Origin of the sequence: Clostridium sp. HGF2, assembly GCF_964240115.1 — a bacterium.
GTDB classification, from domain to species: Bacteria; Bacillota_I; Bacilli_A; order Erysipelotrichales; family Erysipelotrichaceae; genus Clostridium_AQ; species Clostridium_AQ innocuum.
Genome location: NZ_CAXSSO010000006.1, coordinates 1 through 12130, shown reverse-complemented (window position 1 = coordinate 12130; position 12130 = coordinate 1). Strand labels below are relative to the sequence as shown.

General features: G+C 41.2%; 10 protein-coding genes. 9 read left to right on the top strand and 1 reads right to left on the bottom strand.

What is annotated here, in order from left to right:
* Positions 1–122 precede the first annotated feature (122 nt).
* Positions 123–1031 carry a hypothetical protein gene (locus ACESPQ_RS11265; RefSeq protein WP_109770644.1) on the top strand — a complete coding sequence of 303 codons (909 nt, stop codon included), beginning with the start codon at positions 123–125 and terminating at the stop codon, positions 1029–1031.
* Between the two features lie 739 nt (positions 1032–1770).
* On the opposite strand, the gene ACESPQ_RS11260 is transcribed toward ACESPQ_RS11265, so the two are convergent.
* Positions 1771–2745, bottom strand: coding sequence for a helix-turn-helix transcriptional regulator (locus ACESPQ_RS11260; RefSeq protein WP_008818394.1), 975 nt, complete (start codon positions 2743–2745; stop codon positions 1771–1773).
* 181 nt (positions 2746–2926) lie between these two features.
* On the opposite strand from ACESPQ_RS11260, the gene ACESPQ_RS11255 reads away from it, so the two are divergent.
* Genes ACESPQ_RS11255 through ACESPQ_RS11220 form a run of 8 tightly spaced genes read left to right on the top strand, consistent with a single transcriptional unit; the run spans position 2927 to position 11641 of the window.
* Entirely contained in the window at positions 2927–3262 is a 336-nt protein-coding gene (locus ACESPQ_RS11255) for an HIRAN domain-containing protein (RefSeq protein ID WP_008818395.1), read from the top strand.
* A gap of 12 nt (positions 3263–3274) precedes the next feature.
* Positions 3275–3742 (top strand): hypothetical protein, encoded by a 468-nt coding sequence (locus ACESPQ_RS11250; RefSeq protein WP_118002735.1) that lies wholly within the window; start codon positions 3275–3277, stop codon positions 3740–3742.
* Positions 3743–3797: 55 nt separating this feature from the next.
* Positions 3798–5279, top strand: coding sequence for a TIGR02677 family protein (locus tag ACESPQ_RS11245; protein WP_373144375.1), 1482 nt, complete (start codon positions 3798–3800; stop codon positions 5277–5279).
* The gene (locus tag ACESPQ_RS11240) at positions 5276–6406 is read left to right on the top strand and encodes a TIGR02678 family protein (protein ID WP_373144374.1); all 1131 of its coding nucleotides are present in this window, start codon (positions 5276–5278) and stop codon (positions 6404–6406) included. Before ACESPQ_RS11245 ends, ACESPQ_RS11240 begins: the two co-directional genes overlap by 4 nt.
* On the top strand, positions 6403–6951 hold the full coding sequence (locus ACESPQ_RS11235; RefSeq protein WP_373144373.1) for a hypothetical protein: 549 nt from the start codon (positions 6403–6405) through the stop codon (positions 6949–6951). The genes ACESPQ_RS11240 and ACESPQ_RS11235 overlap by 4 nt, the downstream gene beginning before the upstream one ends.
* A gap of 16 nt (positions 6952–6967) precedes the next feature.
* The gene (locus ACESPQ_RS11230; RefSeq protein WP_373144372.1) at positions 6968–8935 is read left to right on the top strand and encodes a hypothetical protein; all 1968 of its coding nucleotides are present in this window, start codon (positions 6968–6970) and stop codon (positions 8933–8935) included.
* Positions 8847–10361 (top strand): SbcC/MukB-like Walker B domain-containing protein, encoded by a 1515-nt coding sequence (locus tag ACESPQ_RS11225; RefSeq protein WP_373144371.1) that lies wholly within the window; start codon positions 8847–8849, stop codon positions 10359–10361. Before ACESPQ_RS11230 ends, ACESPQ_RS11225 begins: the two co-directional genes overlap by 89 nt.
* Positions 10358–11641: a TIGR02679 domain-containing protein gene (locus tag ACESPQ_RS11220; protein WP_373144370.1), complete on the top strand. Its 1284-nt coding sequence runs from the start codon at positions 10358–10360 to the stop codon at positions 11639–11641. Before ACESPQ_RS11225 ends, ACESPQ_RS11220 begins: the two co-directional genes overlap by 4 nt.
* The last annotated feature ends 489 nt before the right edge of the window (positions 11642–12130 follow it).

The following is a 12130-nucleotide window of genomic DNA, read 5'->3' as shown; positions in this document are numbered from 1 at the left end:
GAGACTATAGATGAAGAGTCCCTACACAGCTATGCTTTTTGTTAAAATAATGATGTAAAGGAGGAAAGGCGTATGACAAGCTTACTGTGAAGTGTAAGCTGTGGTTATACCAGGGACATACTATGAATTATTTACATAAGAAAGACGCAAAAAAGCTGATAAAGCTTCGAGAGGAATATTTGAAGTTTGTTTATAAAAATCATGTATACAGTGTATTGCTCATGCAGGAACCGAATAAGCATCAAAAGATGAACCAAGCATTAGCCTATATCGGCTCCCATCCACAATGTCTAAAGGAGTTTTTCGACAGCAGAAAGTGGAATGAAAGTGACAGCAGTATACTGAGAGGCTGGAAGGAAGAGCACTATGGAGAATATCGTATTATAGATGTTACACCGGACTATATAGAACTGTATGATGAAAATAAGGACAACCTGTATCGGATGAAAGCGATTGGTATGTATCTTCTTGCTGATGTACGGAATGTATTACCTGAGCATCGCTGGAAAGGGTCATTTTTTCAATATCGAAATGAGTTTATTTTGGATTCTGTTGCGGATATCCTCATTAAGCAGAATGCTACGCTGGAAGAAGCGGAAGATTTCTATGAATCTATTGTACGGCATAGAAATGTAAAAGGTGCCTATATCAATGATCAGGATGTAACATATGATCCTTTACCGGAACGTATAGAGCATGACAATTTTTCGGAGCTTATGCATGACTTTATCGCTCCAATTGGCAATGCGAATAATTTAAGCTTTCAAGAATTTGTCGCAGTAATCAAATTAGCATCCTTAGGATGGAACATTGCCCAAATAGGTAAAGATGCCCTGCAAACAGAATTGGCACAGCTGGAGCTGGATGCCCTGGATATCGTTGAATTCTTCCGGCAGAGAAAAAACAAATATTTCAAGGAAAACAAAACCTTAATTCAGTCAGCTGAGGCACATGATGGAAATGAAGGCTTTGAATTGCGGCTTGTCGTGGGAAATATGGAGGATTTGACTATTGAACAGATAGCAGATTGAAAAGAAAACTGCCGCTGTTATTGAAAGGCAGCTGTATCAGAGAGGCTATGCAACAGTTGAGGACTCCCTCATACTAATGGGATGGCTGGAAGAGAAATATTTGACACATTTGAGGAAGGGACAGGTGCCTTATCTCGAAAAGGTATGCGGTACGAATTTATCCAAGCTCAGTTATTTTATGAAGCAGTATTTTGCATATGCAGCCAGAAAAGGCTATAAACTCAGTCTAACAAAGTCTTATCAATCCAAGACAAAAAAACTACTCAGATTTAGTAAATCGGGTAACGCCTCAATAGACGCCGCTATAGCACCAGAATTATTGCATCTTATAAAAAGAAACCTCCACTCGATAAAATAAATGATAAGGAAGCCTTAAAAGAATAAACGATCAATGGGAGAGAACGATCATATGAAAATTAAAAAAGACTTGTCGCAAATTGGAATGTACACGTTTGTGACAAGTTTTTTAGTTCGCTATTTTTTTTATGATTTGAACAGCCAGCTGATATAAAATCATTATCAGGCACTATCATGCAATGCGTGAGCTACTTATTTAGGTCTTTCTTGCTTTAGGGTGTTCATAATAGAGAAAATTCAACTTCTATTGATAATTCAATAGGGTTGAATTCTCTCTGTTAAATTTACCTGCAATTGAGTAAGAAGCCTTACTTATGGTTCTTTATTACATTGCTATTTGTCATCTGCACTGTGCTGAATAATAGTTTTGATATATCGTTATCTATGCTTTATCTTTTTCATAAACAGAGAGTGCTTTCCTTAAATTATTTCTTACACGCTCTCGCAACTCGCTGGGCTCCAGTATTTCGCAATATAAAGCATATTGCATGGCATAGTACATAATACCGGTTTCCGTAGAATAAATACGTGCGATGAAATAATCGGAACCCTTTGTTTCCTGCAATATGATTTCCTGTCCAAACTGATCAATGACATCATTCAGTATCATTTTATGACAGCGAAGGAAAACCGCTACGGGCTCCCCTGAATACATATACATTTTGGTTTTGGAATATGCGTAAGGATCAAAGGAATTACGAAGTGCATCTGCGGATGTATCCAATTTTCTGATATCCTGCATACGGTCAATGCGATAATGCGTAAAATCATCATGCTTATCTGTTTTACAAATCAGATACAGATTTCCGTTTTCCTCAACAATATAATACGGATGCAGAAAATACGGTTTCTCTCTTTTCCGTATCAGCTCCTTCTTCAGATTGTAGGTCAGATAGTACATCTGGATCATTTTATTCTCCTGTATTGCTTCCAAGAGGATATCCACATTCAGAAACAGCTGCCGGTTTTTCGTTTTTCGTGAGTTCTGAATATATACGGCGTTTTTAAAATCTTTACGATGATATCTGCTCTGCGTCTTCAGCAGCTTGTCGATGAGCTGAAAGCTGGAGCTGTCGCATATGAAATGTGAGGAATGAATCAGATTACACAAAACGTGTACCTCACTCTTTTCCAAATCCCGGTCAATCAGATAATAGCCCCGATTGGTTGTCTGGATGTCGATTCCAAAATTACGCAGCTGTTTGATATATGCAGAAAGCGTTCCGCGATTGATTTTAATATCATATACCTGCTCCAGTAATGGAATACAAGCATTACTGGATAAAGGATGTGCCTCATCCGAATACTCTTTCAATATATATAGTATCGCTATGGCACTCATTCTACTATCTTCCATATAACCATCCCTCCCATGTAGCTATAACAGAAAGGTATAAATATGCACCTTTTGATTGTTATGCTCTGTTTCCCGTATATCATCTTTTCTATATTGTAACATGAAATGTTTATCGTCACTGTTTATAATTTTATACAATCCTTATCTTATAATGTAATTGTAAAGAAAGAAGGAGATTTTTATGACCTACATAACAATTGTTGGATTACGCTATTACTTTGGCAATGAGGTGTTTCGCGTGGGACAGAGGTTATTGATTGAAAAGGATATTGATAACGAAGAGGACGATGAAGCCATTCGCGTAATATCAGATGCCGGTGTGACATTTGGCTATGTCGCGAACAGTGTGAGAACCGTCGCAAGAGGCTGTAAAAGTGCAGGACGCATTTATGATTGGTTTGAAAAGCAAACGGAAATTAGAATCATGTTTATTCTAAGCGATGTGGTAATTGCAAGTGTGGAATTGCCTGCTGTCATGTCCATTATGAATAAAGATACAGAAGACCTGTCATTTTAAGGAGAGAACAATATGCAATTCAATCAAGGGAATCATAATCACAACGAGAATACAGAATATCATTATTATGGTGACTATGTACAGCGGGAAGAAACGCATGTTCATATGCATGGGGAGGCAATGGACAAAGCAGGGCCGGGAATATATGATATTTCAGCACTACACGGCATACGAAAGCTCCTGTTTGTAATCGTATTTGCTGCAGCTAATTGTATCAGATTATGCAGCTTTGGTTTCTTTGCCATCCTGCATCTGGCAGCTGTGATAATACAGAAATTTGTGGCCTTGTATCTTGTTCTCATGGGGATTATGCTGATCAGCGGACTGATGGGGGATGCAATACCGTGGATTTCTGTCATTGTGCTCACAATCACACTGGGTATTCTCTATCTGCTTTGTAATGATACAGAAGCCTGGTATGGATACTTTGTACAACTTATCAACAGAATGCTGGATGCTCTGTATCGGCGACTTGTATAATTTGTAAAAGAATAGGAAATATATGGTAGAATGATAGAGAAAGACGGTGAGGGATATGGAACTATATGATAAGCTTTTAAAACCGATAACCGAGGTGAATTATCTCAGAGCCGAGAATGTGGACCGTTACCGCATTATCATTCGCTATTTTTATCAGGAGCATGAAAAAATACATTACTGGATGTTTAAAGAGGATATTTATGACATGATATCCGCATTACCAGGATATGAAGACTATACCATGGAGAACTGTCAGAATGATTTGCAGGCACTGTGCGACTGGGGGAACCTCGTTGCTACACAGGATACCTCCGTTCCCAATACCTTACAGGAATTTAAAAATAAGAAATTTCGCTATCAGCTAAGTGAATATACGGTTGTAATTGAACGAATGACAATAGAGCTGGAGCATCTTGCTGTGGAAGGGGCATCCTTGGAACCGACGCTGCTGGAGCGGATTCGTAAACAGATTCTGCAGCTGCTTGCTGTAAGGGATAAATCCCATATGGAGGTCGCTGACTGGTGGCGAAGTCTGAACGATGATTTCATTCGTTTGAATCAGAACTATCAGGATTACATAAAGACATTAAACAGTGCCAAAGCAGAACAAATGATGAAGTCCAGAGAATTTCTGGTATTTAAAGATAAGCTGATCACCTATCTTCAGACATTTGTAAAAAGTCTGCAGGAGCATGGTATGATCATCGAGGATTATTTAAGCGGTGTAAAGGATGAAGATATAGCGCTGATTTTCGATAAGGTCGCAGAATATGAACTATCGATTCCCCGCATCAATTCCCATATCACAAAGACTGCCGTACTGGAAAATTGTCAGGGACGGTGGCAGAGTCTTTTCAACTGGTTTGTCGGAGAAAATGATAACAATGAGGTAAACCGCCTCTTTGAAATCACCAATGAAATCATACGGAAAATCACACGGTATGCACTGCAGATCGGTGAGCTGCACAATCAGGGCGCTAACCGTAAGGAGGAATACCGGCGTATAGCGGAAATATTCGCAAAATGCAATACTATGGATGAAGCACATCGCTTAAGTGCACTGGTGTTTGGGGCAGATACCTGTATGCATTTGAAAAACATCGCGCCAAGGGATACGGACAGCATTCACAGTGGGGTGTATCAGGAAGCCTCAGCCTTCCTTGCACTGGAGCCGCGCACAAAGGTGGCAAGGAAAAAGCATGAGCGAAAGCCTGCGACGGATTATGCACTGGATCGGCGAATACAGCGTCTGGAGTATGAGGCACAGCGCGAGGCTGAACAGAAGAAGATAAAGGAATTGAGTAAAAACGGAGAAATCATCTTTTCTCAGCTTCCCTTACTTGACAAGGCCACCAGAAAAGTCCTGCTTGGCTGGGTATCCAAGGCACTTGCCGCAAGTGATCTGCGTGCCAAAACAGATCAGGGGCAGCATTATCATATAGAAAAGGAACGGGAAGGCGATTGTATACTGCATTGTGAGGATGGAAATCTGGTAATGCCTTGCTTCAAAATCCTGTTTGATGAGGAACAGTTATGAGAATAATAGAAGAATTGATGAATCGCCGCTGGATTCTGAAAAGTCAGGATCCACAGCTGTATTATGAAATAAAGGATAATGCCAAGGAATTGAAAAAGAAGCTGCAGGAGAAATTCGGCTATGCACTCATTATCAATCCATATCTTGTAAAGCTGGAAAAGATTCCAGGCAAAGCAGAAGGCTGGATGGGGATTACCGAATTTGAAACGCTTATGGAATATCAGATGTTCTGTTATCTGCTTATGCTTCTGGAAGACAAGGAAGCAGGGGAACGCTTTATCCTGAGCAATATCTGTGAATTTATTCAGGTGCAGTTTCCCAAAGGTGAGCTGGAATGGACAAGTCTGCGAGCAAGAAGACAGCTTGTGCGTGTACTGCAATATGCTCTTAAAATGGGGATGATCATTTCCCGGGAAAGTGATGAGGATTACTTTCTAAAGGATGAAACCAGTGATATATTATATGAAAACACCGGGGTATCACGCTATTTCATACGCAACATACCCAAAGATATTATGGATTTTCATGAACCGGAGGACTTTTTACAGAGTGAGTGGTTTGATATGGAAGAGGATCGCGGTATTGTCCGCCGGCAGCGTATTTATCGTAGACTCATGCTTTCCTGCGGTGTCTATCATACAGCAGGAGAGGATAAGGATGATGATTTCGGCTATATTCGTAATTACCGCAGAAATATAGAAAATGATTTTCAGAGTCTGTTTCCCTGTCAGCTGCATGTGCATTCCTCCAGCGCCTTTCTGGTTCTGGAAGAAGACTGCTCTATGGGGAAAGTCTTTCCAAAGACGCATGCCTATTATGATTTGCTGTTGATTGTCCATGACGATCTGCGCAAACGGGTAAAGACTTTCCGTCTTTCTCTGGATCAGCATGAGGGTATCACACTGCGGCTGGAAGAATATCTTGCCATCGTTCAGCGTCTGATCAAGAAAAACAATGCGTTACTGCCAAAGAAATATCAGATTGAAAATCGCAGAGTGGAAGACAGTGCAGTGGATGTATGCAATCTTGCACAGACCTTGGGCTTTGCACAGGTGCAGCAGGAGAATATTTATATCTATCCGATTGCCGGAAAAATAACAGGAACATATGCGGAGGTAACAGAATGAGTGAACTAATTAGCAAATGGCACATGCACCGGCTGGGGCTGGTTGATTTCTGGTATTATGTAAACGAGGAATTTCCCTTTAAAGATGGTCACATGCTGCTCAGAGGAAGCAACGGTTCCGGTAAATCTGTCACAATGCAAAGCTTTATACCACTGCTGCTGGATGGAAATAAAAGCAGTGAGCGTCTGGATCCTTTTGGTACACGCTCCCGTAAATTAGAAAACTATCTATTGGAGGAAGGCGGCGAACGAACAGATCGCATCGGCTATCTGTATCTGGAATTTAAACGCTCGGACAGTGAGGTTTACAAAACTATAGGGATGGGTCTGCACGCGAAACAGGGGCGTCCGCTTGTATCCTGGTATTTTGTAATTGAGGATAATATGAGAATCAACAGGGATGTGCAGCTGCTGGATCATAACCTGGCAATTACAAAGCAGGTGTTGAAAAACCGTATCGGCGACACGCAGGTCATGGATTCGCAAAAAGAATACATGGACAGAGTGAATCAGGCACTGTTTGGTTTTGAAACCAGCGAGGAATAATAAGGAAGCTATCACATTGCTGCTGCAGCTGCGCTCGCCTAAGCTGAGCAATTCTTTAAAACCAACCATGATCAATGAAATCCTGAGTGAATCCTTACAGCCGTTGAGCGAAGATGATCTTCGTCCAATGAGTGAAGCGATATCCAATATGGATAATATCAAGGATCAGCTGGATGCCTTAAAGCAAAGCTATGCTTCTGCAAAGGCGGTTTATCAGGTATTCGAGCAGTACAGTCATGCCGTATTGTTTGAAAAATACCATATCTATCAGACTGTCAGGCAGACAGCCGCAAATCTTCATGAAGCTTATCAAAAATATGAGGAGGAATTACAGCGGCATCAACAGGAAACAAAGCAGAAGCAGGAAAACCGTACGCAGCTTGCACAGGAACAGGCACTGTTAACAGAAGAAAAACTTTCTCTGGCAACAGACGATCTGCAGCGGCTGGTGGAGGATTGCACAAGACTGGCTGCTGAGAAAGAAGGTAATATACAAAAGCTGCAGCATAAGGAAAACCAGGAAGAGGAAAAAAGTGATCGTCTTCAGGAACTTAGAGTACAGCATAAGACACAGAGTGACCGATGTGAGCAAGCCTTGTCTGAAATGAAGGAAGCCTTTGACCAGCTGGATGAACTGCAGGAGGAGCTGCTGCTGGAGGATCATCTCCTATTAAAAGAGGAGATGTTTCAGCACCCGGACACTCCATATGATTTTACATATATCGGAAAGCGGCTGGATGCAAAGCTTCGCTTACTTGAGGAAGGACTGCAGTTGTTTAACTCCTATGATGTTGCAAAGTCACACCACAAGCAGCTGATGGAAGAATTAGAGCAGCAGAAGCAAACGAATGAGCAGCAGGAACAGCTGGTGGCGCAGCTGGATGAACAATATGATCGTATCGTTGAGGAATATAAAGAAAGAATCAGTCAGTGGTCCGCAAACAATCAGCATCTAAAGCTGACGGATGAGGAATTCCATAAGATGATGCATCTTCTTATGCAGTATGAGGAACAGCCGGACTTTTATAAGCTGACGGATATCATTCAGCAAAGCTATCAGACGCTATATAAGGAAATCATTCACCTGCAAATTGAGCAAAAGGATATAGCGGAAACCTGTAGGATGAATTTGGAACAGAAGAGCGCAGAGCTGCACATGTGGCAGACACAAAAGGATCCATTTCCTGCAATTGCTGGGGAACAGGAGCAGGCACGCCAGCTTCTGAAACAGCATCAGATTGAAAGCCGCAGCTTTTACACCCTTCTGGAATTTGATGAGCAGATGGATGAGGAACTGCGCGCATTGTATGAAGAGGCATTGCTGCGTCTGGGAGTACTGGATGCACAGGTGGTACATGAGAGCTCCCGACCATGGATTGAAACCCTTGCATCTGGAAGCGGGGATATGTATTTCTTTACACAGCGAAACGTAAGGGATTTACAACCGTATTATCTGAAGGGGACAACTCCTGAGCAGCTTGCGGATGAAATCAATACCGTTCTGACATCCCTTCATATCACGTATGATGGAAAACTGCAGCTGCACGATGCCATGTTTCAAACCGGGATTGTAGAGGGAAAGCTTTATCAATCTGTACCGGCAAGATACATCGGAGAAAATGCAAGACAGAAATACAGAGAACAAATGATTCTGCAGTTACAGGAAGCATGCGACATGCTGAAAAAGGAATATGATCAGGAAATGCAGAAACTCACGGATCTGGACAAACGATTGGAGCAGCTGGAACAGGAAGCATCCGCTTTTGTAAAAGAAGATGATCTGCATCTTGCCCTACAGCAGTTAAATGAGGGGCGAAGAATATTGCAGCACGATATTGCCTGCTATCATCAGATGGAGGAGCGTCTGCGTAGACATTTGGAAGCGATGCAGGTAATTGAAAAGCAGCTACAGAAAACTGTTACAGCTGGTACAAACAAAACAGCCGATATTCATACAATCTCTCGACTTTGTGAAAAGCTGTGAAACGCAAATAGAAGATGCCTTTCGGGATGTTTCGGAATTCAAAGCAGAAATCGATACGTTAAGAGAACTGATAAAAAAACAAAACCTTCTTCTGCAGCAAAAGGAAAAACAGCTGAAGGATTTGGGGTATGAGGATAAACAGAAACGGTTACAGCAGATCGAAGAACGATTGCATAAGCTGCCGGATCTTATGCAGGAACTGGATACACGTTTGGGACAGCTGCAAAGTCTTGTAGCCGCAACGTCACAGGATCTGGAACGCACAAAGCAGGATATCGAACATCAGGATGCTCTGGTTTCAACGTATTTTGATGTTGTGAAAAATGAAGCGGCACTCGGATATACGAATATTGCTTTATGTGAAGATGGACAGCTGATCAAGGAAATACGGAATCTGGAAAAACAGACAGAAGCACTAAAGAAACCGGAAGCATTGAAAATGGATCTTCAGACAGCTTATTACAATCATCGAAGCAATCTGCAGGAATACAATCTGACCTTCACAACGGATGATACATGGGAAGAACTCACAGATATCAGTGCCAGACTGGATATCAATGCGCGATATCAGGGAACCTCTCTTTCCTTTCCAGAACTGCTTGACTGTCTGCAACGTGATGTTGATTTACAGAACAATCTGCTTGTAGACTCGGACCGTCACCTGTTTGAGGATATCCTGGTGAATATTATCAGTAAAAAGGTACGTATCCGTATACAAAACAGCCGTGCGTGGGTGGATACCATGAACCGCTATATGAACGCAATGAATACCAGCAGCGGACTGCATCTGAATCTGCAGTGGAAGAGCAAAAAAGCGGAAAGTGAAGAAGAAATGGATACCAGACAGCTGGTGGAAATCCTGCAAAAGGATGTCAAAGTCGTAAAGGAAAGTGATTTAAAACGTCTGTCTTCCCACTTCCGGTCAAAAATTGCTGCCGCAAGAAATCTGCAAAATATTGAAAACAACACCTTAAGCTTTCATCAGCTGATGCGTCAGGTTATGGATTATCGAAAATGGTTTGAATTCAAAATCATGGCACAAAAAACCGGAGAAGCTAAAAAAGAGCTTACGAACAATACCTTCTATGCTTTTAGCGGAGGTGAGAAAGCAATGGCGATGTACGTGCCTCTGTTCTCAGCCGTAGCCGCAAAATTTGAAAGTGCCAGAGAGGATGCGCCGTTGCTGATTGCCCTGGATGAGGCATTTGCAGGAGTGGATGAAAAGAACATATACAATATGTTCGATTTGATCAGCAAATTTAAATTTGACTATATTATGAATTCACAGGTTCTATGGGGAGACTACGCTTCCGTAAAAGGTCTTGCCATTTATGAACTGTTTCGTCCGGAAAACGCCCGTTTTGTAACTGTGATTCCATATGAATGGGATGGGCATATAAAACGCATGAAGGGAGATTTATCATGATAGAGGATGCATTTGCACAATATCTTTTACAGGATACCGGCTTTCGACGTGTGACTGATCTATGGATCCGTCAATATCAGAAGCTACAGCATTTTGGAGGAACAATATGTATCAAGGATCCTGAGGATGATGAGCGTGAGGCAATTGGGGGCTTACTCGGTAAGGATTACTGGGGAGTCCGTGACATTTCCATACCTTATTCTGTCTGGGAAAAGGCAATCGAGGACAGCCGGTTTGCCGGAAGTGATTTTCTTCGTGTACTCGAAATTTATAAGGGAGAAAGCATACTGACGAACAAAGAACAGAAAGAAATAAAGGCTCAAAAGGAACAGCAGGATATGCGATCTCTATCCAAACGCTATGCATGCACAAAAGCTGGAGAGTGGCTAAACTGGATGCAGGAAACAAATCATAAAAGCTATGGAAATATCCGTCAGCTGCTAAACAATAATAAGTGGCAGACAGTATGTTTTATATTGGGCGCAATTAATCAGCTGCCTGTTTGGAAGCAGGAAATAGAAACTATGGCAGTATTCGCCTCCTCAGTGACCCAGGATCCACATTTCTTTGATAAAGGCATTGAGAATACGCTGCTGTTTCAGGGAATCTGTTACTTCCTTAATGTCGAGGAACAGGATATCAGTCTGGCAGAGAAGAACAAGCTGTATTATGAAGCCGGTTTATTAAAAGATGATTTATCAAACAGCTGTATGATTGCGCATCTGAATGCAGAAGGCAGAGATGGAAAAGTACATGAGGCATGGAAAGGATTCTTTGACCGCTATGAGGCATGGACAGTGTCTTTGTACAATCTGCAGCAAATCCATAACATATCTGACGCTATTAAAGCAGTTTATATTGTGGAGAATCCATCGGTATTCCGTTCTTTGTTTTTGGAGGGGAAAAGGCTGGGCAAGGAACAGATCGGCTTTGTATGCACAAATGGTCAGCTAAATCTGTGCGGCTATGTATTGCTGGATCTCATACAGAAAAGTAACATTCTCATGTATTATGCAGGGGACTTTGATCCTGAGGGAATTCTGATTGCGGATAAGCTAAAGCAGCGTTATAAAGATGATTTGCATTTATGGAAAAGTACAGTGGAGGAATATCATAGGATTATGTCAACCTCATCCATCAGTGAAAAGCGTCTCTTGTCATTGCAAAACTGCAGGAGTGAAGAATTACAGGCACTTTGCAGAGAACTTGAAAAGCACGCATACAGTGGTTATCAGGAGGCATTGCTATCCTTATATATTAAGGAAATAAAAAATTCTTAAAATAAATGTTCTATCTTGTTTTAAAGTATATTCAAAAAGGAGAATTCAAATAAAAAATGATTTCATTGTGTTGAGTTCTCCTTTTATGAATTACTACCATCGTGTATAAACGAAAGCAGTGAGCCTTTTTCTTATACCCCTCTATGTTTGATAATGAATAGAATGTGAAAATTGAGAATATCGTTTGAGAAATATATGGATTGCTGTATCTTTTATTTATTCAGGTTAAATAAGATATGTGTTGGAAAACATATGAACGTTGACTGTTTATTTATATGCCTTCCTTATATATGGAGGCAGCGAGCTTTTAGAGGTAAATACATTGGTAAATAAAAATATTAAAAAAATGAAATTTATTGTTGACATAGTGTTTGATTCGTTGTATTATATACGAGCGCTGATGAGTACAGCGGCGCACGAAATAGAAATTTCGGTCTTTGAAAACTGAACAGGAAACGTCAATTATTTGAGAAAACAATATTCTCGGTA

Excerpts from the sequence above, each read along its gene's own strand:
- ACESPQ_RS11265 (WP_109770644.1), top strand. The coding sequence starts at position 123 with ATGAATTATTTACATAAGAAAGACGCAAAAAAGCTGATAAAGCTTCGA.
- ACESPQ_RS11260 (WP_008818394.1), bottom strand. The coding sequence starts at position 2,745 with ATGGAAGATAGTAGAATGAGTGCCATAGCGATACTATATATATTGAAA.
- ACESPQ_RS11255 (WP_008818395.1), top strand. The coding sequence starts at position 2,927 with ATGACCTACATAACAATTGTTGGATTACGCTATTACTTTGGCAATGAG.
- ACESPQ_RS11250 (WP_118002735.1), top strand. The coding sequence starts at position 3,275 with ATGCAATTCAATCAAGGGAATCATAATCACAACGAGAATACAGAATAT.
- ACESPQ_RS11245 (WP_373144375.1), top strand. The coding sequence starts at position 3,798 with ATGGAACTATATGATAAGCTTTTAAAACCGATAACCGAGGTGAATTAT.
- ACESPQ_RS11240 (WP_373144374.1), top strand. The coding sequence starts at position 5,276 with ATGAGAATAATAGAAGAATTGATGAATCGCCGCTGGATTCTGAAAAGT.
- ACESPQ_RS11235 (WP_373144373.1), top strand. The coding sequence starts at position 6,403 with ATGAGTGAACTAATTAGCAAATGGCACATGCACCGGCTGGGGCTGGTT.
- ACESPQ_RS11220 (WP_373144370.1), top strand. The coding sequence starts at position 10,358 with ATGATAGAGGATGCATTTGCACAATATCTTTTACAGGATACCGGCTTT.